Genomic DNA, 23,319 nt, shown 5'->3' with positions numbered 1-23,319 from the left:
AGCCCGGCGCAGGGGCCGCCTTAAAGCCGTGCCCGGAGCAGCGGAACCCCCGTCGCCGGGGCGCCCTGCTGCCGGATGAGCAGTTCCTTGATGGAGCCCACGGCCAGCGTGGTGGTCGCCACGGGAGAGACTGTGCTTCCCGGTGCGGCGCGCCACGTGGCCAGCGTCACCCGGTTGCCCGTGGTGGTGACCGCCACGAGTTCATACGCAGTGGGCACCACCGGGCTGCCCGTGTTCCCGTAGACCGGCCCGCCCGTTGTTCCGGTGCTGTAATTGCACGTCCAGGAGAGGAGGGTTCCCCAAGGCTCCGGGCTGGCCTGGCCGTGTGCGGCCAGCAACCGCTGCCCGGTGCTGGCAAAGGTCAATTGCAAGGCTGCGGTACCAGTCCGGCCCGGAGCGTGGCCGGCCTGTGTCGCAGGCGGCGCAGCGGGGGGAATCAGGCCCGCCGTGACAGCAGCCGTCCCGCCGCCCAACACTAGGGCAGCGGCAGCCGCCGCGGCCGCCAGGCCGGCCCTCCGGCGTCGTACCTTCCGGGCAAAGACGGCGTAGGGGGCGGCGCTGGGCAACGGCTTGGGTGCCCCGGGGGCCACGGCGTCGCGGCCCACCAGGGAAAGCAGTCCGGGCAGGCCGGACAACTCGGCCAGGCGGTTGCGGCACGCGTCACAGCCGTCCACGTGTTGTTCGTATTCGCGGCGCTCGGCCGCCGTCAGGGAGCCAAGGACATAGGCCGCGTCCCAGGCGGAATAGGGGTCCACGGCAGAAGGGGTGGTGGTCACCGGCTGCTCACGCCCCTTTCCTCAAGTGCCAGCCGCAGGGCGCGGAGGCCGTAGTGCAGCCGCGATTTGACGGTTCCGTCCGGGACGCCAAGTGCGGCACCAATGCTGCGCGTGTCCTTCCCGTCGAAGTAGGCGAGTCGGATGACCTCGCGGTGTTCGGGCGTGAGCGTGAGCAAGGCGTCCTCGACCAGCCACGCATCCAGGATCCGGTCCGTCTGGTCCGGCCCCGGATGCTCAGGCAGCTGGTCCGTGCCGATCTCACGGCGGTGCCGGGCGCTGCGCCAGTCGTCGATGACCAGGTTCCGCGCCACGGTGAACAACCAGCCCCGCAGCGCGGGCTCCGTGCGCTGCAGGACGTCGGGGTGCTCCCATGCACGGAGCAAGGTCTCGGCCACCACATCCTGCGCCACGGTGCCTTCACTGGTCAGGCGCTGGACGAAGCGCGTCAGCTGGACGGCATAGTCCCGGTGGAGGGCGCGCATGGCTTCCTCGCGCGTCGGCGTGCCCGTGCGGGCCTGCTGGTCCATCTCCACCTCCCGTTTCGCGCTTTGGCTGCCGGCGGCACCGGCCTACCCCTACAAACGGAGGCCATGCCCAAAAGGTTCACCCCCCACCTGAAGGCCGGCGGCCGGTTCCTGGCCATCCCGCCCGCCGCAGGCCCTACGGCCCCCGCTTCCACCTCTTCAGGCCCCACCGACCCAGGCCCTGCCGTCCCTCCCCTCCAGGGACGCCTGCATGAATTATGAATTCCGTGGCCTTCCACTACACATTCTCCTCGTCCAGGCCGTGGTCGTCACGCTTCCCGTGGCCGCCCTGTGCACAGTCGCCACGACGCTCTGGCCCGCCGTCCGCCGCCGACCGGGACTGGCCACGCCCGCACTCCACCTGCCGGGCCTGGCCCTGGTGTTCATCACCCAGCGGGCGGGGGAGTGGCTGTTGCTGCGGGTGGTGTAGACCCGGGCAGTGCCGGCCCACGCCCGTGACGGCAGGACCCTGCTGCCATGCGCCGGGGCCCTCTTCGGCGCCTCCCTGGCTGCCTGGCTCTGGCACCGGTTTTCGCGCCGCCGCCGCATAGCGTCGCGGCTGGGCAGGGGCAGGGGCCGGGGCCCGCCCGGCCGCGCTCCGCCGGCAGAAACACAAACCGAAACACAAAAAAGCCCGGAAGACCGTTTCAGGTCTTCCGGGCCATCATGTGCGCGGAGGGGGACTTGAACCCCCACCCCGTTTCCAGGACTAGCACCTCAAGCTAGCGCGTCTGCCATTCCGCCACCCGCGCAAGGTGAATTCGGGAGGACCGGCCATCCATCCGGATGAACCGTTCGCCCCCGAAGCAGCGAGAAATACGATAGCACAGCTTTTGCCGCAAACAACAATCGGGCCAGCGGCCTGCCGGCGCCTCCGCCAAACAAGGCCCAGAGGGGCCTCGGATGTAGGCTGAAGTGACCACCAGAAGAGCCCGAAGGAGCCCCTCGTGAACACCGTCCGGCCGGAAGACGAAGTCGTCGGCATTTGTCAGGACCTCATCCGCATCGACACCACCAACTTTGGCACCAACGAAGGCCCGGGGGAGCGCGCCGCCGCCGAACACGTCGCCGGACTGATCACCGAGGTCGGGCTGCCCGCCGACCTTTACGAGTCGGATCCCGGGCGCGCCAACGTCGTGACCCGTATCGAGGGCAGCGACCCTTCCCTGCCGGCGCTCGTGGTCCACGGCCACCTCGACGTCGTCCCGGCCCTGGCGCACGAATGGAGCGTCGACCCGTTTGGCGGCGAGGAGAAGGACGGCCTGATCTGGGGCCGCGGCGCCGTGGACATGAAGGACATGGACGCCATGATCCTCTCCGTCATGCGCTCCATGGCACGGGACGGGCGCAAGCCCAGGCGCGACATTGTCTTTGCGTTCTTCGCCGACGAGGAGGCCGGCGGCACCTACGGCGCCCGGTGGTCGGTGGACAACCGCCGCGACATTTTTGACGGTGCCACAGAGGCCATCTCCGAGGTGGGCGGCTTCTCCGCGGACATTGGCGGCAAGCGCGCATACCTGCTCCAGACGGCGGAAAAGGGGCTGTCCTGGCTGCGCCTGACCGCCCACGGCCGCGCCGGGCACGGCTCGCAGATCAACACCGACAACGCCGTCACCCGGCTGGCGCGCGCCGTGACCCGGATTGGCGGGCACGAATGGCCCATTGAATACACGGACACCACCCGGGCGTTCCTGGAGGGCGTCTCCGAGCTGACCGGCGTCGAATTTGACGAGGGAAACCCGCAGGCGCTGCTGGACCAGCTGGGCACCGTGTCGCGTTTTGTGGGCGCCACCTTGCAAAACACGTCCAACCCCACCCTGCTGTCCGGCGGCTACAAGGCCAACGTGATTCCCGCGACGGCGGAAGCCATGGTGGACATCCGCACCCTGCCGGGCCAGCATGAACAGGTCCTGGAAATGGTCCGGGACCTTGCCGGGGACGGCATCGACATCAGCACCATCCACGACGACGTCGCCCTGGAGACGCCCTTCGCCGGAAACCTGGTGGACGCCATGGTGGACGCCCTGCACGCCGAGGACCCCGGCGCCACCGTGCTGCCGTACACGCTCTCCGGCGGCACCGACAACAAGTCGCTGTCCCGCCTGGGCATCACCGGCTACGGCTTCGCCCCGCTGCAGCTGCCCCCGGAGCTTGACTTCACCGGCATGTTCCACGGCGTCGACGAACGGGTGCCCGTGGAATCGCTGAAGTTCGGCGCCCGGGTGCTCGACCGCCTGCTCAGCAGCTACTAGGCCCAGCCATGGAACCGGAACAGCTGCTGCCCGAGGAATTGCTGGAGCGTTTCCGTGCCCGCGCCAAGGGCTACGACGAGCGCAACGAGTTCTTCCACGAGGACCTGGCCGAGCTGAAGGAACGCCGCTACCTGGGCATGTTCGCCGCCACCGGCGACGGCGGGCTCGGCTACGGGCTGCAACAGGCCGCCGCGGCGCAACGCCGCCTGGCGACCGCCGCCCCGGCCACCGCACTGGCGGTCAACATGCACCTGGTGTGGACCGGCGTCGCACACCTGCTGCACGAGCGCGGCGACGACTCCCTCCACTACGTCCTGCAGGAGGCTGTTGCCGGGGAGGTTTTTGCCTTCGGCAACTCGGAGGCGGGCAACGACTCGGTGCTGTTCGACTCCAACACGCTGGCGGCGCCCCTGGCTGATGGCGGCTATGCGTTCACCGGCACCAAGATCTTCACCTCCCTGTCACCGGCGTGGACCCGCCTGGGCATCTTTGGCAAGGACACCACGGGCGAGGAGCCGGTGCTGGTGCACGCCTTCATCACGCGGGACGCGCCCGGCTACACCATCAAGGATGACTGGGACACGCTGGGCATGCGGGCCAGCCAGTCCAACACCACGGTGCTAGACGGCGTGGTGGCGCCGGCGCAGCGCGTGTTCCGCAAGCTGCCTGTGGGGCCCAACGCCGACCCGCTGATTTTCGCCATTTTTGCGTGCTTCGAAACGCTTCTGGCGGCCGTGTACACGGGGGTGGGGGAGCGGGCCCTGCAGATCGGCGTGGCAGCAGTGCAGCGGCGGATGTCCATGAAGACCGGAAAGCCCTATTCGCAGGATCCGGACATCCGCTGGCGCCTGGCCAGTGCCGCCATGGCCATGGACGGGCTGTACCCGCAGGTGGATTCCGTGGCGGGCGATGTCGATGCACTGGTCAACCACGGGGCCATGTGGTTCCCGAAACTGGTGGGCCTGAAGGTGCGTGCCACCGAAACGGCCCGCGATGTGGTGGACAGTGCGGTGCGGGTCAGCGGCGGCGGAACATACTTTTCCGGCAACGAACTGGGCCGCCTGTACCGGGACGTGCTGGCCGGGATCTTCCACCCCTCCGACGATGAGTCGGCCCACGGCACCATCGCCAACGCGTGGCTGGGGCCGCTTGAGGGGTAGTCAGTAGACGTCCAGCGTCCGCTCCACCCGCATGACCTTCCGGCGCAGCCAGTACCTGCGGCTGCCGCCAAAATACAGGCGGCTGCGCTCCAGTTCCCACTTGCCGTACTCGGCATGTTCGCGCAGCCGCTGGTAGGCCAGGGGCGCCGGCTCGTCGGGCCGCAGCGATATGATCAAGTACTCATACTGCCGGTTCGGCGCACCCTTTCCGGTACGCACCGGCTGCAACATTTCCTTCATGGCCATCCATCCGTCATCCGCTGCGGCTGCTTAGCCTGCTCTTGCTTAAAGCTACCTGTTCCCGGCCCCCAACGGGGTCTTTCAAGTTGGCAGACACACTGGTAGCGTCGAGCGCATGAGCATAGATCCGCGGGCGGCCCTGAACGCCTTGACCACCGCCCTGGAAGAACACCTGGTTGCTGCTTCCGCGCGCCGCGGGGAAGAGGACCCGGTCGTGGAAGCAACGTTCCTGGCCATCATCGATGCGTTTGAAGTCTACGAAGAGGCCTTGTTTGACGCCTTTGACGAGGTGACCCCGCTGGTCATCTACGGCGAGGACGATTCCGAGCTGGATGACGGCGATTCAGACGAACCGATCGACGACGACCTCGAGCCCATCGACGACTGAGCGCAGGCGCGCCGAAAGTCCCGCTTAGCCGGACACCTCATCCAGGACCGTGGCGATCTGGTCCGGCAGGGGTGCCAGGGACGAACCAAGGATTTGTTCCAGCTGGTCCGTCGTGCGCGGCCCCACCACGGCCCCGGCCACGGTGTGCTGGTCCAGCACCCAGCTCAGGGCCACGTCAAGCGGTGAGCGCCCCAACCCCTTCGCGGCGGTGAGCAGGGCTTCGGTCACCCTGGTGGGGCGCCCTTTAAGGTACGGCTCCACATAGGCGCCCATCGCTTCGCTGGCGCCGCGGGAATCGGCCGGGATCTGGCCGCGGTACTTGCCCGTCAGCACGCCACGGCCCAGTGGCGCCCAGCACAGGACGCCGGTGCCGACATGGTCGGCGGCAGGCTGCACCTCCCGTTCCATGCCGCGGGCCAGCAGGGAATACTCCACCTGGTTCGCCACCAGCGCCGTGTCGGAAAGTGTGGCGGCGCGCGCCAGCTGCCACCCGCTGTAGTTGGACACACCGGCGTACCGGGCGCGGCCCGTGGACACCGCCAGTTCCAAGGCGCTCAGCGTCTCCTCCAGTGGCACGTTTTCATCCCAGGTGTGCACCAGCCACAGGTCCAGGTGGTCGGTGCCAAGCCGCGCCAGGGTGGCGTCGAGGCTGGCCAGCATGGCCCGCCGCGAGGTATCCACCATGCGCTTGCCGCCTCGGTGGCTGATGCCGGCCTTGGACACGAGCACCACGTCGCTTCGCGGAACCACGTCGCCGATCAGCTCGCCCAGGATCGCCTCGCTGCGGCCCTCGCCATAGCTCATGGCCGTGTCAACGGTGGTGCCGCCGGCATCCATGAACGTGCGCAGCAGCTCCCGGGCGCAGTCGGCGTCGGTTTCGCTGCCCCAAGCCATGGTGCCCAGTGCCAGTGCCGACACGCGCAGTCCGCTGGTGCCCACGAATCGTTGTTCCATGGGGTCTAGCTTACGGGGAACACGGGGGTGCTTCGACGGCGCGGCCCGCCCGGGGCGCCGGCCGGCATGCCCTATGCTGAACGCGTGAACTGGTTTGAAGCGGCCTTCCTCGGCCTGGTCCAAGGCCTGACGGAATTCCTGCCGATTTCCTCCAGCGCCCATCTATTTGTCGTCGGAAAGTTCCTGCCCTCGGGCGAGGACCCCGGCGCTGCCTTTACCGCAGTCAGCCAGCTCGGCACGGAAGCTGCCGTGCTGGTTTTTTTCTGGCGCGACATAGTGCGCATCATCAAGGCCTGGCTTGGCTCCCTCCGCGGCTCCGTACCGCGCGATGCCCCCGACGCCCGCATGGGCTGGCTCGTCATCATCGGCACCGTTCCGATTGCCGTCCTCGGCGTGGTGTTCCAGCACTATATTGAATCCACCCTGCGGAACCTGTGGATTGTGGCGGTGACCCTCATCGTGTTCGGCCTGATACTGGCCGTGGCCGACACCTACGCCAGCCAGCAGCGCGAACTCAAGGACCTCACGTACAGGCACGGCATCATCTATGGATTCGCACAGGCACTGGCCCTCATCCCCGGGGTGTCACGCTCGGGCGGCACCATCACGGCGGGGCTGTTCATGGGCTACACCCGCGAGGCAGCGGCCCGGTATTCCTTCCTCCTGGCCATCCCCGCCGTCTTCGGCAGCGGATTCTACGAACTGTACAAGGTGCTGGCCAAGCACGAAGGGGCCCAGGGACCCTTCAACATCGGCCAGATCGCGCTGGCCACGGTCATTGCGTTCGTTGTGGGATATCTCATCATCGGCTGGTTCCTCAAATTCATCTCCACCAAGAGTTTCCGCCCGTTCGTCTGGTACCGCATAGCGCTGGGACTCTTGCTGTTCATCCTGCTGGGCCTGGGCGTCATCACCGCCTGAGCTACCAGGCGGTAGCGCCTCCCGCCCTCCCCAAACACGCTTCGCGCGTTCGGGGGCAAGCGGGCGGTAGCGCCTCCTGCCCTCCCCAAACACGCTTCGCGCGTTCGGGGCCCCTCGGGCAGTAGGCTGGAGCATGTGAAAACTTGGAAATCCCGTCCTGTTCCTGAACTTCCCGGCACCATGCCCGAGCTTTTTCTCCACGAAACAAGCGCCAATCGGGTCACTGCGCTGCCTTCCGGGGACCAGGCCAGCCTCTACGTCTGCGGCATCACCCCGTACGACGCAACCCACATGGGCCACGCAGCAACCTATGTGGCCTTCGACCTCCTCAACAGGGCCTGGCGCGACGCGGGCCGCTCCGTCAGCTACGTCCAAAACGTCACCGACGTGGACGACCCCCTGTTGGAACGGGCCACCCGCGACGGCGTTGACTGGCGCGACCTCGCGCTGGAACAGACCGCCCTGTTCCACGCGGACATGGAAGCGCTGAACGTGGTGGCCCCCAACCAGTACATCGGGGCCGTGGAGGCCATCGAGTGGATTGTGCCGCAGATCGAGGAACTCGTCGAAGACGGGCTGGCGTACCGGGTCGCCGGATCGGGCGGCGAGCCGGACGGGGACGTGTACTTCGACGTTGCTGCCGCCTCCGCCGCCACGGACCGTGGCGGGATTGACGGGCCCTGGTGGCTGGGCCAGGTGTCCGGGCTGACGGAGGAGGAAATGCTTCCCGTCTTTGCCGAACGCGGCGGCGACCCTCAACGGCCCGGCAAGAAGCATGCCCTTGACGCACTGCTGTGGCGCGTGGCCCGCGACGGCGAGCCCCAGTGGGACGGGGCAACCTTGGGCCCTGGCCGGCCGGGCTGGCACATCGAATGCACCGTCATTGCCCAACGCTTCCTGCCCGAGCCGTTCACGGTCCAGGGCGGCGGCTCCGACCTCGTCTTCCCGCACCATGAAATGGGCGCCGGCCACGCCTTCGCCATCAGCCATGTGCCCATGGCCCGCCACTACGCCCACACCGGCATGGTGGGCCTGGACGGGGAAAAGATGAGCAAGTCCAAGGGCAACCTGGTGCTCGTCTCCAAGCTGCGGGAGCAGGGGGTCGAACCGGCAGCCATCCGCTTGGCGATCCTGGCCAACCACTACCGCTCGGACTGGTGCTGGACGGACGCCTTGCTGGCCAACGCACAGCGGCAGCTCGCCACCTGGCGCAAGGCCATGGAGGCCGCCCCGGAAGGCACGGCCACCGCACTGCTCGGCGAAATCAGGGCCGCCCTGGCCGCCGACCTCGACGCACCCCGGGCGCTGGCCGCCATCGACCATTGGGCGGGCCAGGCACTCGCCGGGGAACAGCAGTGCTGCGAACGGGACGCGGCCCTGGTCTCCGACGCCGTGGAGGCCCTCCTCGGCGTGGAGCTCTAGAACCGTCGGGCCCCGCCCCGGCCCCACTGCGGGGGGGAAATCAGCCCTGGTCGCGCCCGCGCCGGCGCAGGTAGCGCTCAAACTCCTTGGCGATCGATTCACCGGTCGCCTCGGGCAGGTCCTCGGTATCCTTGGCGTCCTCAAGCTGGCGGACGTAGGCGGCGATTTCCGGGTCGCCGGCGGCCAGGTCGTTGACGCCGCGTTCCCAGGCCTGGGCGTCGTCCGCCAGTTCGGAGGTGGGCAGCGAGACCTGGAGGAAATCCTCAATTTTGTTCAGCAGGGCCAGTTCCGCCTTGGGGGAGGGCGCCTGGGCCACGTAGTGCGGCACGGCCGCCCACAGCGAAACCGTGGGGAGCCCGGCCAGCAGCGACACCTCGTTGAGCACCCCCACAATGCCCACGGGCCCCTCATACTGGCTCGCTTCCAGGCCCAGCCGCTCGCGCAGCTCGTCGTCGTCGCAGGTGGCCGTGACGGGAATGGGGCGCGAATGGGGGACATCGGCCAGGAGCGCCCCGACCAGGACCACATAGTCCACGCCCAGCTCCGAGGCCTTGGCCAGCAGCTCGGCCGTGTAGGCCCGCCAGCGGTAGGAGGGTTCCACGCCGTGCACGAAGATGACATCGACATCCGTGCCGGGGATGGAGGCCTTGGCGATCTTGGTGACGGGCCACTTGATTCTGCGCGCCCCCGTTGAGGTGTGCCGCACCTCGGGCCGGGTGAACTGGAAATCGTAGTATTCATCCGGCTCGATGACAAAGACCCGCTTGGCGCCCCACAGCCGGTGCAGGTACTTGAGCGCGTCGCTGGCCGCCTCACCGGCGTCGTTCCAGCCCTCGAACGCGGCCAGGAGCACGGTGACCCGCCCGCCGTCGGCCGCGGGGCCAAGCAGGCGGTGGTTGTCTGCGGCTGGGGTGCTGTTCTCGCTACTCACGTCTCCAGCCTACGTCCCGCTGCGATTTCCGCCACCGGACACCGCGTGGCGGTGCGGACGCAAATATTAACCTTCGGCAACCCACGTAGACTGGAAGCATGTATTTACCCGTCGACTCCGCCCTGCAAGAACGCACCGTCCCGGCTCCCTCCGCGGCCCCTGCGCTGAAGGCCGTCCTCTGGGACATGGACGGCACGCTCGTTGACACCGAGCCCTATTGGATCGCGGCGGAGATCGAACTGGTGACCGCGCACGGCGGACATTGGGATGAAAAGCTTGCCACTTCCATGGTGGGCAACGCACTGGAAACCTCGGCCGCGATCTTCCAGGACATGGGCGTTGACCTGACCATCCGCGAGATCGTCGACCAGCTCTCCGGCAGCGTCTCGGCCGGCATCCGGAAGCAGGTGCCGTGGCGTCCCGGGGCCCGCCAATTGCTGGCCGGGCTGCATGGGCGCGGCGTGCGGTGCGTGCTCGTGACCATGAGCGAGCGCCCGCTCGCGCAGGAAATCGTCGACGCCCTCGACGCGCCCTACTTTGAATTCCTCGTCACGGGGGACCAGGTGGCACACGGCAAGCCGCACCCCGAACCGTACCTGACCGCCGTCGAGCGGCTGCGTGCCGGCGATCCGGGGCTGACGGTGGAGAACTGTGTTGCACTGGAAGACTCCATCCCCGGCACCGCCTCCGCCATGGCAGCGAACGTGCCCACCATTGCGATCCCGCACGTTGTCCCGCTGCCTGAGGACCCCCGGCGCACCACCTGGCAGACCCTGGCCGGGAAGACCTGCGATGACGTCGCAGCAGTCCTGGCTGCCCATGCCGGCATGGCAGGGGGCGACGCATGAGCTCCCACGCCACGGCCAAAAAGCCCCGCCGCGAAGGCATAGTCCTGGGCTCAGTGGGCGGCACCCCCGTGATCCTTGCCAATTCCTGGTTCCTGATCGCCGCCTTCACGGTCATTGTCTTCGGCCCGCAGCTCTCGCACGGGTTTCCCACCCTCGGCGCCGGCGTCTACCTGGTGGCCTTTGCCTATGCCCTGTTGCTGCTGTTCTCGGTGTTCATCCACGAACTCAGCCACGCCCTCGCCGCCAAACTGTACGGCTGGCCCACCCACAAGATCGTGTTGAACCTGTGGGGCGGACACACCGAGTTCGACTTCACCAAGGCCACGCCCGGGCGTGCCCTTGTCGTTGCCTTCGCCGGCCCCGCCTCCAACTTTGTCCTGGCCGCCCTGGCATGGCCCCTGCAACTGGCTGCGTCCCACCCGACGTCCCTCACGGGAGCGGTGGTGCTGCTGCTGGCCAACATCTTCATCTGGGCGAACCTGCTGATCGGCATTTTCAACGTGCTGCCGGGCCTGCCGCTGGACGGCGGCCGGCTGGTGGAATCCATCGTCTGGAAAGCCACGGGCAACCAGGAAAAGGGCACCGTGGCAGCCGGCTGGGCCGGACGCATCATTGTGGTGCTCATCGTGGCCGGCGTCCTGGTGGTGCCGTACCTGCAGGGTTCGGCACCGGACCTGACCACCTCCTTCATCGTGGTCCTGCTGGCCGGGTTCCTGTGGATGGGGGCCTCCGCCGCCATCAAGGGCGCCGCCATCCGGCTCCGGCTGCCCGCCATCACCGCCGGAGCCCTTGCGGCCCCGGCCGTCAGCGCCGCCGAAAACTGCACCGTGGCCCAGCTGTGGACCCTGCGCGCGCGGTATCCGCAGGCACCGATCGTCCTGTGCGCCGCGGACGGCCGACCCTCCGGCGTCGTTGACGAACACGCCCTGGCCGCAGTGCCGCCCCACGCGGCAGTCCAGACACCCGCCCATGCGGTGGCCCGGACCATGACCCCAGGCGCCTACGTCCCCGAAACCGCTTCGGGAGCCGAGCTGGTCCAGTACCTTTCCCAGCTTCCGGACACCGAATACGCCGTCATTGACAGCCACGGCCGGGTGACAGGCCTGCTCAGCCAGACGAAGGTGGTTGCCGCCATCACCGGCAAATAGCCCGGCGGCCATATGAGGCTGCGCCGCCGCGGCCCGGCCGCCCCTGTCCCTCCCTGTTTGACTCGACACCCACTGCCGCACGCAGACCCCGTTAGGAAACCCCACGCATGAGCCAGAGCGACACCTCGTACAGCACCGCAGCCCCCGCCGCCACGGCACTGTCCCACCAGCCCCACGGTGCGTCCTCACGCCGGGGCCCGTTCCGGGCCGGTGAGCGGGTGCAGCTGACCGACGAGCGCGGCCGCATGAACACCATCACCCTGACCCCCGGCACGGCGTACCACACGCACAAGGGCTTCCTGAACCACGACTCCCTCATCGGCCAGGTGGAAGGCTCCGTGGTGGAAAACAACGTGGGGCAGCAGTACCAGGCCCTGCGCCCGCTGCTCTCCGACTTTGTCCTGTCCATGCCGCGGGGGGCCGCCGTGGTCTACCCCAAGGACGCCGGCCAGATCATCACCATGGGCGACATCTTCCCCGGAGCACGGGTGGTCGAGGCGGGCGTCGGTTCCGGCGCGCTGTCCATTTCGCTGCTGCGCGCCGTGGGCGATGCCGGCTACCTGCACTCCTTTGAACGCCGCGAGGAATTTGCCGACATTGCCCGCGGAAACGTGGAAACCATCTTCGACGGGCCGCACCCGGCGTGGAAAATCTCCCTCGGCGACTTCCAGGACCAGGTGGTGGCCCAGGAAGCCCCCGGCAGCATCGACCGCGTGGTCCTGGACATGCTGGCACCCTGGGAGTGCCTGGACGCCGTGGCCACGGTGTTGGCACCGGGCGGCGTCTGGGTGAACTACGTCGCCACCGTCACGCAGCTCTCCCGCACCGCCGAGGCCATCCGCGCCGACGGCCGGTTCACCGAACCCGACGCATGGGAATCCATGGTCCGCGGCTGGCACCTGGAAGGCCTGGCGGTGCGCCCGGACCACCGCATGGTGGCACACACCGGCTTCCTGATGGTCACCCGTAGGCTCGCCGACGGCGTCACCGGGCTGAACCTGAAGAAGAAGGCCAAGGCCGAATTCAGCGAGGAGGACCTCAGCCACTGGACGCCCGAGGCCGTGGGGGAACGGGCCGTCTCCGACCGCAAGCTCCGCCGCGCCGCCCGCGATGCCGCCTCCACCGTGCAGACCAAGCGCACCAAGAGCAGGACCGGTACGGGCGAAACTGACTGAAACCGGCACAAACACCGGTGCCGACGCTGCAGCCGGCGCCCGGTGCCACTAAGGTCGGTAGTAGAAGTATTGGGCGAACTGCAGTACGTAGCGGCGGTGCGCCGGCCCTTCGGCCGCACCGCCACCAGTTCCTTGCGGAAGGACCAGACCACCATGAGCGACGCAACAAACTCCCCGGCCGGCCCCGGCGGGGCGGAACAGCCGGCACCTTCGACGTTCCCGGCGTCGTACACGGCGGGCCCAGGCCAGCTGGCAGTGCTGGAACGCCAGCTCAACGTGCTCCGGGACAAGGCCCGCAACCTTGACCGGCAGCTCTCCGCCGCCACGCAAAACAACACCAAGCTGGTCGCCATGCTTGAGACCGCCAAGACCGAGATCCAGAAACTTCGCAGTGCCCTCGAGAACGACGGCCAGCCCCCCTACGGTTTTGGCACCATCATGGCCCTGCACCCCCGCAGCGGCAGGGGCCTCGCCGACACGGCGGCCGGCGTGGCGGTCACCGAGGAAAGCGTTGACGTGTACGCGTCCGGGCGCAAGATGCGCGTCGGGATCAGCCCCCTGGTCCGCCTGGCGCAACTGCGCGTCGGCCAGGAAGTGCTGCTCAACGAAGCTTTCACGGTCATCGCCGGCCTGGGGTTTGAGCGCGTGGGCGAGGTGGTCACGGTCAAGGAACTGCTCGGCAGCGACCGGGTCCTGGTCACCGGCCGTTCGGACGAGGAACGCGTGGTGCGGCTTTCCGGAGCGCTTCAGGAGGAGAAGCTGCGGGTGGGCGACGCGCTGACGGTGGAGGGCAAGACCGGCTACGCGCTGGAGAAGATCCCGCGCTCCGAGGTGGAAAACCTGATCCTGGAGGAAGTCCCGGACATCTCGTATGCGGACATCGGCGGGCTGGCGTCCCAGATTGAACAGATCCGCGACGCCGTGGAACTGCCGTTCCTGCACCCGGACCTGTACCGCGAACACGGGCTCAAGGCGCCCAAGGGCATCCTGCTCTACGGCCCTCCCGGCTGTGGCAAGACCCTCATCGCCAAGGCCGTGGCCAACTCGCTGGCCCAGCGGGCTGCCGAACGCTCCGGCGTCAAGGACCAGAAGAGCTACTTCCTGAACATCAAGGGCCCGGAGCTGCTGGACAAGTACGTGGGGGAGACGGAGCGCCAAATCCGGCTCATCTTCAGCCGCGCCCGCGAAAAGGCTTCCGACGGCAGTGCCGTGGTGGTGTTCTTCGATGAAATGGACTCGCTGTTCCGCACCCGCGGCACCGGCGTGTCATCCGACGTCGAAACCACCATCGTGCCGCAGCTGCTCAGTGAGATTGACGGCGTGGAGCGCCTGGACAACGTCATCGTCATCGGCGCCTCCAACCGGGAGGACATGATCGACCCGGCCATCCTGCGCCCGGGCCGGCTGGACGTGAAGGTCAAGATCAACCGGCCCGACGCCGAGGCCGCCGCGGACATTTTCGCCAAGTACGTCACGACCGGCCTGCCGTTCCACCACTTTGACGTGGAAGCCAACAACGGCAGCCTGCAGCAAACCGTCGACGCGATGATCCAGCGCACCGTGGAGGCCATGTACGCCACGGACAAGTCCAACGAATACCTGGAAGTCACCTATGCCAACGGCGACACCGAGATGCTGTACTTCAAGGACTTCAACTCCGGCGCCGTCATCCAAAACGTGGTGGACCGGGCCAAGAAGTACGCCATCAAGGACCTGCTCATGAACGGGGAAAAGGGCATCCGGATCGAGCACATGCTCCGCGCCGTGGTGGACGAGTTCCGCGAACACGAGGACATGCCCAACACGACCAACCCGGACGACTGGGCCCGGATCTCCGGCAAGAAGGGCGAGCGGATCACCTACATCCGCACCATCGTCCAAAGCAAGGACGGGCAGGAGCCGGGCCGGACCCTGGAAACGGTGCGCAACACCGGCCAGTACCTGTGAGCGCGGTGCGGGTCATGGGGGCGGAAACCGAATACGGCATCCACACCCCCGGGACCAACACGTTCAACGCCACCTGGCTCTCCACCCAGGTGGTCCATGCCTATTCGCAGGAGACGGGGCACCGGGCCGCGGCGGGCGGGGAGACCCGGTGGGACTACACCGACGAGGACCCCCTGGCGGATGCGCGCGGCTGGGTGGTGCCCCGGGACGAGGCGCACCCCAGCCAGCTGACCGACGTCGAACCTGAACTGACGGCGGCCCAGATTGCCCTCGAAGGCGGGGAGACTGGCGGCCGCGACCCGGGCCCGCTGATGATGAACATGGTGCTGGGCAACGGGGCCAGGCTGTACGTGGACCACGCCCACCCGGAGTATTCCTCCCCGGAGGTGACCAACCCGCTCGACGCCGTCCGCTGGGACGCCGCCGGGGACGCCGTGGCGTTGGCCGCCGTGCGGCGCATCGCCGCCACGCCCGGGCTGCCGGCCGTCAACCTGTACAAAAACAACACGGACAACAAGTCAGTCTCCTACGGCAGCCACGAAAACTACCTCATGCCGCGCCAGGTGCCTTTCCGGGACATCGTCACCGGGCTGACCCCGTTCTTCGCCACCCGCCAGCTCATCTGCGGCGCCGGCAGGGTGGGGCGCGGCCAGGACGGCTCCGGCAGCGGCTTCCAGATCAGCCAGCGGGCCGACTTCTTCGAGGCGGAGGTGGGGCTGGAGACCACCATCCGCCGGCCCATCATCAACACCCGCGACGAACCGCACGCCACCTCGGAAAAGTACCGGCGCCTGCACGTGATCATCGGCGACGCCAACCTGAGCCAGGTCTCCAACTACCTCAAGTTCGGCACCACGGCGCTGGTGCTGGACATGATTGAACATGGCACGGCCCCCGAACTGCAGCTGGCGGACCCGGTCGCGACGCTGCGGGCCGTCAGCCACGACTGGCGCCTGGCCAAGACCCACCCGCTCTCCAACGGTCGCAGCCTTACGGCCCTGCAGATCCAGTGGCGGTACTTGGAAGCGGCCAAGGCCCACGCCGCCGCCAACGGTTCCTCCCACCCGGAGACGGGCGACGGGCACACGGCGGACGTGCTGGCCCGGTGGGAACAGGTGCTGACCGGGCTGGGCACCGACCCGATGTCCCTGGCCGCCCAGGTTGAATGGGTCGCGAAGCTCAAGCTGCTCCAGCAGTACCGGGCCCGGGACAACATGGACTGGAAGGATCCGCGGCTGGCACTCATCGACCTGCAATGGTCGGACATCCGGCCGGAAAAGGGCCTGTACTACAAGCTGCTGCAGCGCGGAGCCATGGAGCGGCTGCTCAGTGACGCGGACATTGCCCGTGCCGTGGAGCAGCCGCCGCAGGACACCCGCGCCTACTTCCGCGGCATGTGCATCCAGCGCTACGGGGCGAACGTGGCCGGGGCCAGCTGGGATTCGGTCATCTTTGAACTGCCCTCCCAGCGCCGCCTCCAGCGGGTTCCCACGAAGGAACCGCTGCGTGGCACCAGGGAGCTGACGGGTGCGCTTTTTGAATCCAGTCCGGACGCGCAGACATTTCTGGGCAGGCTGCTCGCCGGGGCCGGCTAGCAGAGCGGCCAAACACGGCCGGTGCCACACGGCGCAATCTCCAGGCGGCCGTGGCAGGATGGAAGGGAAGGACCGGCTACGAGTCAGAAGGGCACATCATGGCTTCCCAGGAACAAAAGAACACCTCTTCCCGCACCGAGGAAGAACAGCTCGAGGATTCCCCGCTGCCCACTCCCGCCCCTGATTCCGGCGCAGCGCAGGCAGCCACCTCCGGCGTTGACGACCTGCTCGATGAAATCGACGGCGTACTGGAGACGAACGCGGAGGAATTTGTGCGCGGCTTCGTCCAAAAGGGCGGACAGTAGAGCCCATGGACTCCCACCACAGGGGTTCCGTCCCCTTCCTGGAAGCCGCCGGGGCGTCGTCGTCGTTCCTTGATTTTGTGACCGCGAGCAATCCGGCCTTGCTGCCCTTTGGCCGCAGCCTGCCTGCCGGGCAGATGCCCGAGACCCCGCACGGGACCACCATCGTGGCGCTGACCTTCGCCGGCGGCGTGCTGATGGCGGGGGACCGGCGTGCCACCATGGGCAGCATGATCGCCAACCGGCACATTGAAAAGGTGTTCCCGGCGGACCGTTATTCGGTGCTCGGCATTGCCGGGACGGCCGGGATCGCCATTGACATTGTGCGCCTGTTCCAGGTGGAGCTGGAGCACTACGAAAAGATCGAGGGCACGCAGCTGAGCCTGGAGGGCAAGGCCAACCGGCTCGGCGCCATGATCCGGGCCAACCTGCCCATGGCGCTGCAGGGCCTGTCAGTGGTGCCGCTCTTTGCCGGCGTCGAAGCGGGAGGATCATCCGGAAGGCTGTTCTCCTACGACGTCACCGGCGGCCGCTACGCCGAACTTGAGCACCACAGCGTGGGCTCGGGCTCCGTCTTCGCCCGCGGCGCGCTGAAGAAGCTCTGGCGCCCGGACATGGACCGGGACAGCGCCGTGGCCGTGGCCGTCGAGGCCCTCGTGGACGCCTCCGACGACGACTCCGCCACGGGCGGCCCGGACCTGGTCCGCAAGCTGTGGCCCAGTGTGTATGTGGTGACGGACGACGGCGCCACCCGGGTTTCCGCCGAGGCGCTGGCTCCCGTGGTGCAGGCCATCATGGACCGGCGCACCGCCGAGGGAAGGGAGGCCTGAGCATGGCACAGCAGTTCTATGTTTCGCCGGAGCAGATCATGAAGGACCGTGCCGACTTTGCCCGCAAGGGCATTGCACGCGGCCGTTCCGTGGTGGTGCTCAGCTACGCCGAAGGCATCGCCCTGGTGGCCGAGAACCCCTCACCGACGCTGCACAAAATCGGTGAGATCTATGACCGGATCGGTTTTGCCGCCGTGGGCAAGTACAACGAGTTCGAAAGCCTGCGCCAGGCCGGGGTGCGCTACGCGGACGTGCGCGGCTACTCGTACGACCGCGCCGACGTGACGGCCCGCGGCCTGGCCAGCGTCTACGCCCAAAGCCTCGGCGCCGTCTTCACCGCCGAGCAAAAGCCCTTCGAAGTGGAACTTGCCGTGGCCGAAGTGGGCCCCACCCAGGCGCAGGACCACATCTTCCGGCTCACCTTTGACGGCTCGATTGCCGACGAACCCGGCTTCCTGGGGATGGGCGGCGAGGCGGAAGTGGTTCAGCAGCGGCTTGCCGATTCATGGCGGCCCGGCGCCGGGCTGGCCCTCGCCCTGTCCTGGGCGGTCGACGCCCTCCGGGCGCCACGGGCCAACTCCGCACAGGGAGAGGAGGCCGAGCCCCTTGGCCCGGCCAACCTTGAAGTGGCGGTCCTTGAACGCACCGTGCGCGAGGTGCGCGGGCTTCACCGGGCGTTCCGCCGCCTGCCCGGCTCCGACGTCGGGCAGATCCTCAACTCCAGCGGAAAGGCGTAATCGTGGACCGGCGCATCTTCGGCATTGAAACGGAATTTGGCATCGCCTACTCGGCGCAGGGCTCGCGGCCGCTCTCACCGGAAGAGGTGGCCCGCTACCTCTTCCGCAAAGTGGTCAGCTGGGGGCGCTCGTCCAATGTGTTCCTGCCCAACGGCTCACGCCTGTACCTGGATGTGGGCTCGCACCCTGAATACGCGACCGCCGAGTGTGACAGCCTGGCCCAGCTGATCACCCACGACCGCGCCGGTGAGCTGATCCTGCACGACCTCGTCACTGAGGCGCAGTCACGCCTTGCGCTCGAGGGCTATTCGGGCAAGATCTTCCTGTTCAAGAACAATGTCGATTCCGCCGGGAACTCCTACGGCAGCCACGAAAACTACCTGATCACGCGCCGGGGCGAGTTCAACCGAGTGGCGGACATCCTCATTCCGTTCCTGGTGACCCGCCAGCTGATCGCCGGCGCCGGCAAGGTGCTGGGCCCCCAACAGGGCGGGCACTTTGCGTTCTCGCAGCGTGCGGACCACATCTGGGAAGGCGTTTCCTCGGCCACCACCAGGTCCCGGCCCATCATCAACACCCGCGACGAGCCCCACGCCGACGCGGAACTTTACCGTCGCCTGCACGTCATCGTGGGCGACTCCAACATGTCCGAGACCACCACCATGCTCAAGGTGGGGACAGTGGACTTGATCCTGCGCATGATCGAGGCAGGCACCATCATGACGGACATGCGCATGGAAAACCCCATCCGCAGCATCCGTGAAATCTCCCACGACCTCACCGGCAAGCACGCGGTCAAAATGGCCGACGGACGCACCATGAACGCCATTGAGATCCAACGCCACTACCTGGAGAAGGCCGCAGGCTTTGTCCGCTCGCACGGGGCCCACAACGAACTGGTGCCGCGCATCCTGGAATTGTGGGAACGCACCCTGGACGCGATCGAAACGCAGGACTACGCCACCATCGACACCGAAATCGACTGGGCCATCAAGCTCAAGCTGCTGGGCGCCTACGCCGCCCGGCACGACGTTGACCTCGGCTCCGCCAGCGTGGCCCAGCTGGACCTGCGCTACCACGACATTTCCCCGGAGCGGGGCCTGTTCAACGTGCTGGAGCGCCGCGGTGCGGCCGCCCGGGTCACCACCAACGAGGCCATTGCCCGCGCCGTCGACGAGGCACCCGCCACCACGCGGGCCCAGTTGCGCGGCCGCTTTGTCCAGGCCGCCCGCGATTCCGGCCGCGACTACACGGTGGACTGGGTCCACCTGAAACTCAACGACCGCTCCCACCAGACCATCCTGTGCAAGGACCCGTTCCAAAACACCGACGAACGCGTGGACGAACTCATCGCCTCCCTCAAGCCGGGCTACTGACGGCTCCGAGTCCGGCCGGCAACGGTCCGGACAGCTTTTCCCCAGCTTCGACGGTTAGGCTTGTTGCGCGTTCCGCCCCAGGCACGCAGCATGTGCCGGGGCTGCACTGTTTGCCCTTCCGCCCCTGCCACAAGAAAGTATCTTCCTTGCGCCGACTTCTTGCCTTGCTGCTTCCCGTCCTGCTTCTGCTGACCGCCTGCGGTGCCGGATCCCAGGCTGCATCGACATCGCCCACCGCGAGCGCCTCCGCCACGGTGCCGCCGTCCCATGCCGAGGCATTGGCCTCGGTCACGGTATCCGACCAGGGCAAGGCCAAGGCGCCGAAGGTCAGCTTCACCAAGCCGCTGAAAATCACCGCAGAGTCCATGAGGCTGCTCAAGGACGGCACGGGTGCCGCCGTCAAGGACGGGCAGACCGTGGTGTTCCATGAAATCGACCTTGACGCGTCCACGGGCAAGACGGTCGTTGAAAACTTCAGCAAGCCGACCGGCAGCACCCTCACGCTCAGCGACTCCTTCAAGAGCCAGTTCCCGCTGGTCTACGCCACCTTCACCTCCGCCAAGGTCGGCGCGTACATCGCCTACGGCACCCCCGCCACGCCCGCCGTCCCCGCGTCGTCCACCTCGGCCGCCCAACCGGCCCGCGCGGCCGGCCTGAGCGTCTTCCAGATCAGCAGTGCCAAGGATCCGGCCAAGCTCATGAGCTCCGGCGATGTGGCCAAGCTGGCCAAGGCCGGCGGCCTGCCCACGGCCAAGTTTGACGCCAAGGGCGTCCCGAGCATCACCATCCCGAAGAAGGCCGCACCGGCCGACCTTGCGGTCCAGGTCCTCACCGAAGGCAAGGGCGACGTGATCAAGGGTACCGACACCATCTCCGCCTGGTACACCGGCTGGAGCTGGTCCGACGCCAAGAAGTTCGACTCCGCCTACGACCGCGGGGCGGCCGCCTCCTTCAGCCTGGCGCAGGTCATCCCGGGTTGGACCATGGGCCTGACGGGCCAGCGGGTCGGCTCCACCGTCCTGCTGACCATTCCCGCGTCCCTCGCCTACGGCGACTCACCCCAGGCCGGCCAGCCCGGCGGCCCCCTGGTGTTTGTTGTTAAGATTGACTCGAAGAAGTAATCCACCCAACCCCAAGGAGCACCATGTCTTTTGGTACCCGCGACTACGACCGCACCAAGCCCGAAATCGACTTCCCCGACCACGAGGTACCCACCGAACTGGTCGTTGAGGACCTCATCGAGGGCACCGGCACCGAAGTGGTCCCCGGCAGCACCGTCTCCACGCACTACGTGGGCGTCGCCTTTTCCACCGGCGAGGAGTTCGACTCCTCCTGGGGCCGCGGCACCCCGCTGGACTTCCGCGCCGGCGTCGGCCAGGTCATCCAGGGCTGGGACCAGGGCCTGATTGGCATGAAGGTGGGCGGACGCCGCCGCCTGGAGATCCCCTCCGAGCTGGCCTACGGCTCACGCGGGGCCGGCGCGGCCATCGGCCCCAACGAAGCCTTGATCTTCGTCGTGGACCTCGTGGGCGTGCGCTGACCCCAGCGTGCCACGCACGACGCCGGCCCCCAAGCTTGCCGCTTGGGGGCCGGCGTCGTTGAGGGCAGGGCGTTGTTGAGGGCAGGGCTTTGTTGAGGGCAGGGCACGGCCACGGGCGGGGGAGCGGCGCGCCAGCCAGTAGTCTGGTGGGGTGCCAAAGAAAATCGATTCGGTGGAACGCCTGCTCAACCTGGTCATCGCCCTGCTGGGCAGCCGCCGCGGGCGCAGCCGCAAATTCATCCGTGACCGCGTGAACGGCTACGCACCAGCCGCCGGGGGCAACGCCGGTGGGGCGAAACAACAGGTGGCCTTCGAGCGCATGTTTGAGCGGGACAAGGACACGCTGCGGCAGGTCGGTATCCCCATCCGGACCGCCACCAGCTTCGACGGCGACGACGAGGAGCAGACCCTGTACCGGATCGACCCGGCCGACTACCGGGTGCCCGAGATCCGCCTCGACGAGCCGGCCATGACCATGCTGGCAGTGGCCGCCAACCTGTGGACCGGGGCCGCCTTCAGCGGCGCCGCGCAGTCCGCGCTGCGCAAGGTGGCCACCCGTGCGGGGCTGGGCTGGTATGACGACGACACGACCGTCCAGGCCCGCGTCCGCACCCTCGAGCCCGCCTTCGAACCGCTCTGGACTGCGCTGCGCGAAAGCCGCCCGGCCACCTTTGACTACCGCGCCGCGGGTGCCGCGGAAACCACCACCCGCACCGTCCAGCCCTGGGGGCTGGGCAGCAAATATGGCCAGTGGTACCTGTTCGGCTATGACGAGGGCCGTGCGGGGGCACGCAATTTCCGGCTGTCCCGCATCCAATCCGAGGTGGCGGTCGACGCCGGACGCACCTTTGAACGCCCGGCCGGGTTTTCCATTGCCGAGGTGCTCAAGGGCCTGGGGACCGGCGAACCGGCCACGGCCCGCATTGAAGTGCCCGTAGGCGGCACCCATTCCCTGCGCAGCCGGAACGGAACCACTGTTTCCGGTCCGGGGACGCGCCCGGGCACCGAAATCCTCTCCGTCCCGTACCGGGAACCGGAGCTGATGGCCGACGACCTGGCCTCGCTTGGTCCAGTTGCCGTGGTCCAGGACCCCCCTTCGCTGCGCCAGGCCGTCCTCGGCCGCCTTCAGGCCGCGGCCGCCGCGGCGGAAACCCCGCCGGGCCCCGAGGGCACCGCTGCCCTGCCGCCGGTCCTTGGCGCGAGGATTCGACAGCTGCCCGGCGGAAAGGCCGATTCACGCGAACGCCTGCTGCGGCTGCTGTCCATGGCCCCCTTCCTCGTCGCCAACCCCGGCATTCCCGAGTCGGAGCTGGCCGCCGAATTCAACCTCGGCACGGACCAGCTTAAAAGGGACCTGGACACCCTCAGCGTCACGGGGCTTCCCGGCTACCTGCACGGGGACCTCATGGATGTCTTCACGGAACAGGGGCACGTCTACATCCGCGACGCCGAGACGCTGTCCGCCCCGCTGCGGCTGACACAGGAGGAGGCGTGCGCGCTGCTGGTCGGCCTGGACGCGCTCACCGCCCTGGCGGGCAGCGCCGAGGCCGCGTCCCTGGCCACCGCCATCGAGGCCGTGCGCGAAGTCGCCGGCCCGGACGCCTGGCTGGCCGGCGCCGTCGCACTGGCCCTGGTGGGCGGCAGCGAGCTGGAGACCATCGCCGCGCTGCAGGCCATGATCCAGGAACGGACGGCGGCCCGCATCACCTACCTGGTGCGCAGCCGGGACGAGCTGACGGAACGGACCATAGAGCCGCACCGGCTCTTCTCGATTGACTCCGCCTGGTACGTGCGCGCCTGGTGCCGCAACGCGGGGGAGCTGCGCAACTTCCGGGTGGACCACATCCAGTCCCTGGCAGCCGCCGGCCCGCAGGAACATGACCTGCCCGGTCATGAGGCACTCGACCCGGCGGCGGTGCCGCAGAGCGCCTACATGCCCCGTGAATCCGATGCCCTGGTTTCCCTGCTGGCGGACCCCGCCACGGCTCGGCGCCTGGCCCCGGCCTACGACGGGCTGCTCCACGAGCCCGGCAACGGCCGGGAGGACCTGCTCGGACTGCAAATCCTGGTGGCGGATTCCGCCACCATTCCTCCGCTCATGGCCCGGCTGGGCGGCCATGCCCGCGTGCTGGCCCCCGAAGCGGTGTGCCGGCAGGTGGGGTCCTGGCTCGCGGCAGCCCTGGCCGCCTATGAACCGGATCACGCTGTGGGCGAAAACGCGCCGGGTACATCCAGCAAATATCGCTAGACTTA

General features: G+C 68.0%; 23 protein-coding genes and 1 tRNA gene. 18 read left to right on the top strand and 6 right to left on the bottom strand.

Annotated features, from left to right (window positions below; translation table 11 throughout):
- Nucleotides 1-20: 20 nt before the first annotated feature.
- Nucleotides 21-776, bottom strand: coding sequence for a zf-HC2 domain-containing protein (locus G6035_RS05125; RefSeq protein WP_176615991.1), 756 nt, complete (start codon nt 774-776; stop codon nt 21-23).
- On the bottom strand, nt 773-1,303 hold the full coding sequence (locus G6035_RS05120; RefSeq protein ID WP_176615990.1) for a sigma-70 family RNA polymerase sigma factor: 531 nt from the start codon (nt 1,301-1,303) through the stop codon (nt 773-775). The genes G6035_RS05125 and G6035_RS05120 overlap by 4 nt, the downstream gene beginning before the upstream one ends.
- Before the next feature lie 208 nt (nt 1,304-1,511).
- Between G6035_RS05120 and G6035_RS05115 the strand changes: the two genes are divergently transcribed.
- Nucleotides 1,512-1,730: a hypothetical protein gene (locus G6035_RS05115; protein ID WP_176615989.1), complete on the top strand. Its 219-nt coding sequence runs from the start codon at nt 1,512-1,514 to the stop codon at nt 1,728-1,730.
- 239 nt (nt 1,731-1,969) lie between these two features.
- On the opposite strand, the gene G6035_RS05110 is transcribed toward G6035_RS05115, so the two are convergent.
- Nucleotides 1,970-2,052, bottom strand: a tRNA-Leu gene (locus tag G6035_RS05110).
- 195 nt (nt 2,053-2,247) lie between these two features.
- Here G6035_RS05110 and G6035_RS05105 point away from each other — a divergent pair.
- Together G6035_RS05105 and G6035_RS05100 are read left to right on the top strand one after the other, a co-directional pair.
- Nucleotides 2,248-3,552 carry a M20/M25/M40 family metallo-hydrolase gene (locus G6035_RS05105; RefSeq protein WP_176615988.1) on the top strand — a complete coding sequence of 435 codons (1,305 nt, stop codon included), beginning with the start codon at nt 2,248-2,250 and terminating at the stop codon, nt 3,550-3,552.
- Nucleotides 3,553-3,560: 8 nt separating this feature from the next.
- Nucleotides 3,561-4,712 (top strand): acyl-CoA dehydrogenase family protein, encoded by a 1,152-nt coding sequence (locus G6035_RS05100; RefSeq protein WP_176615987.1) that lies wholly within the window; start codon nt 3,561-3,563, stop codon nt 4,710-4,712.
- Here G6035_RS05100 and G6035_RS05095 read toward each other — a convergent pair whose 3' ends face one another.
- A complete protein-coding gene (locus G6035_RS05095; RefSeq protein WP_176615986.1) occupies nt 4,713-4,952 on the bottom strand; it encodes a DUF5703 family protein in 240 nt (79 codons plus the stop codon).
- A gap of 115 nt (nt 4,953-5,067) precedes the next feature.
- Here G6035_RS05095 and G6035_RS05090 point away from each other — a divergent pair, with 115 nt between their 5' ends.
- Entirely contained in the window at nt 5,068-5,340 is a 273-nt protein-coding gene (locus G6035_RS05090) for a hypothetical protein (protein WP_176615985.1), read from the top strand.
- A 24-nt stretch (nt 5,341-5,364) separates the two neighbouring features.
- On the opposite strand, the gene G6035_RS05085 is transcribed toward G6035_RS05090, so the two are convergent.
- A complete protein-coding gene (locus G6035_RS05085; protein ID WP_176615984.1) occupies nt 5,365-6,294 on the bottom strand; it encodes an aldo/keto reductase in 930 nt (309 codons plus the stop codon).
- An 84-nt stretch (nt 6,295-6,378) separates the two neighbouring features.
- On the opposite strand from G6035_RS05085, the gene G6035_RS05080 reads away from it, so the two are divergent.
- Both G6035_RS05080 and mshC read left to right on the top strand, forming a co-directional pair.
- Nucleotides 6,379-7,215, top strand: coding sequence for an undecaprenyl-diphosphate phosphatase (locus G6035_RS05080; RefSeq protein ID WP_176615983.1), 837 nt, complete (start codon nt 6,379-6,381; stop codon nt 7,213-7,215).
- 135 nt (nt 7,216-7,350) lie between these two features.
- Nucleotides 7,351-8,637: a cysteine--1-D-myo-inosityl 2-amino-2-deoxy-alpha-D-glucopyranoside ligase gene (gene mshC / locus G6035_RS05075; RefSeq protein WP_176615982.1), complete on the top strand. Its 1,287-nt coding sequence runs from the start codon at nt 7,351-7,353 to the stop codon at nt 8,635-8,637.
- A gap of 40 nt (nt 8,638-8,677) precedes the next feature.
- Here the strand turns inward: mshC and G6035_RS05070 are convergent, their stop codons facing one another.
- A complete protein-coding gene (locus tag G6035_RS05070) occupies nt 8,678-9,568 on the bottom strand; it encodes a PAC2 family protein (RefSeq protein WP_176615981.1) in 891 nt (296 codons plus the stop codon).
- A 98-nt stretch (nt 9,569-9,666) separates the two neighbouring features.
- On the opposite strand from G6035_RS05070, the gene G6035_RS05065 reads away from it, so the two are divergent.
- The 12 genes from G6035_RS05065 to G6035_RS05010 all read left to right on the top strand — a co-directional run bounded on the left by G6035_RS05065 (nt 9,667) and on the right by G6035_RS05010 (nt 23,314).
- Nucleotides 9,667-10,416, top strand: coding sequence for an HAD family phosphatase (locus tag G6035_RS05065; protein ID WP_176615980.1), 750 nt, complete (start codon nt 9,667-9,669; stop codon nt 10,414-10,416).
- Nucleotides 10,413-11,564 (top strand): site-2 protease family protein, encoded by a 1,152-nt coding sequence (locus tag G6035_RS05060; protein WP_176615979.1) that lies wholly within the window; start codon nt 10,413-10,415, stop codon nt 11,562-11,564. Before G6035_RS05065 ends, G6035_RS05060 begins: the two co-directional genes overlap by 4 nt.
- A 107-nt stretch (nt 11,565-11,671) precedes the next feature.
- Complete coding sequence (locus G6035_RS05055; RefSeq protein ID WP_176615978.1) at nt 11,672-12,739, top strand: tRNA (adenine-N1)-methyltransferase; 1,068 nt, start codon at nt 11,672-11,674, stop codon at nt 12,737-12,739.
- Nucleotides 12,740-12,892: 153 nt separating this feature from the next.
- The gene (gene arc, locus G6035_RS05050; protein ID WP_176615977.1) at nt 12,893-14,686 is read left to right on the top strand and encodes a proteasome ATPase; all 1,794 of its coding nucleotides are present in this window, start codon (nt 12,893-12,895) and stop codon (nt 14,684-14,686) included.
- A 14-nt stretch (nt 14,687-14,700) separates the two neighbouring features.
- Nucleotides 14,701-16,281, top strand: coding sequence for a depupylase/deamidase Dop (dop, locus tag G6035_RS05045; RefSeq protein ID WP_176615976.1), 1,581 nt, complete (start codon nt 14,701-14,703; stop codon nt 16,279-16,281).
- 98 nt (nt 16,282-16,379) lie between these two features.
- Nucleotides 16,380-16,586, top strand: coding sequence for a ubiquitin-like protein Pup (locus G6035_RS05040; RefSeq protein ID WP_176615975.1), 207 nt, complete (start codon nt 16,380-16,382; stop codon nt 16,584-16,586).
- A 5-nt stretch (nt 16,587-16,591) separates the two neighbouring features.
- On the top strand, nt 16,592-17,413 hold the full coding sequence (gene prcB / locus G6035_RS05035) for a proteasome subunit beta (protein WP_176615974.1): 822 nt from the start codon (nt 16,592-16,594) through the stop codon (nt 17,411-17,413).
- Nucleotides 17,414-17,415: 2 nt separating this feature from the next.
- Nucleotides 17,416-18,150 (top strand): proteasome subunit alpha, encoded by a 735-nt coding sequence (prcA, locus tag G6035_RS05030; protein ID WP_176615973.1) that lies wholly within the window; start codon nt 17,416-17,418, stop codon nt 18,148-18,150.
- 2 nt (nt 18,151-18,152) lie between these two features.
- Nucleotides 18,153-19,526 (top strand): Pup--protein ligase, encoded by a 1,374-nt coding sequence (pafA, locus tag G6035_RS05025; protein WP_176615972.1) that lies wholly within the window; start codon nt 18,153-18,155, stop codon nt 19,524-19,526.
- A 164-nt stretch (nt 19,527-19,690) separates the two neighbouring features.
- Nucleotides 19,691-20,647 carry an FKBP-type peptidyl-prolyl cis-trans isomerase gene (locus G6035_RS05020; RefSeq protein WP_176615971.1) on the top strand — a complete coding sequence of 319 codons (957 nt, stop codon included), beginning with the start codon at nt 19,691-19,693 and terminating at the stop codon, nt 20,645-20,647.
- A 23-nt stretch (nt 20,648-20,670) separates the two neighbouring features.
- Nucleotides 20,671-21,066, top strand: a complete 396-nt coding sequence (locus tag G6035_RS05015; protein WP_176615970.1) for an FKBP-type peptidyl-prolyl cis-trans isomerase — start codon at nt 20,671-20,673, stop codon at nt 21,064-21,066.
- 151 nt (nt 21,067-21,217) lie between these two features.
- Complete coding sequence (locus tag G6035_RS05010) at nt 21,218-23,314, top strand: WYL domain-containing protein (protein WP_176615969.1); 2,097 nt, start codon at nt 21,218-21,220, stop codon at nt 23,312-23,314.
- The last annotated feature ends 5 nt before the right edge of the window (nt 23,315-23,319 follow it).

The sequence above is a fragment of the Arthrobacter sp. SDTb3-6 genome (assembly GCF_013376095.1).
Taxonomy (GTDB): Bacteria; Actinomycetota; Actinomycetes; order Actinomycetales; family Micrococcaceae; genus Specibacter.
Note: the sequence above shows the minus strand (reverse complement) of the source record. Positions and strands in the feature narration are given on the sequence as shown.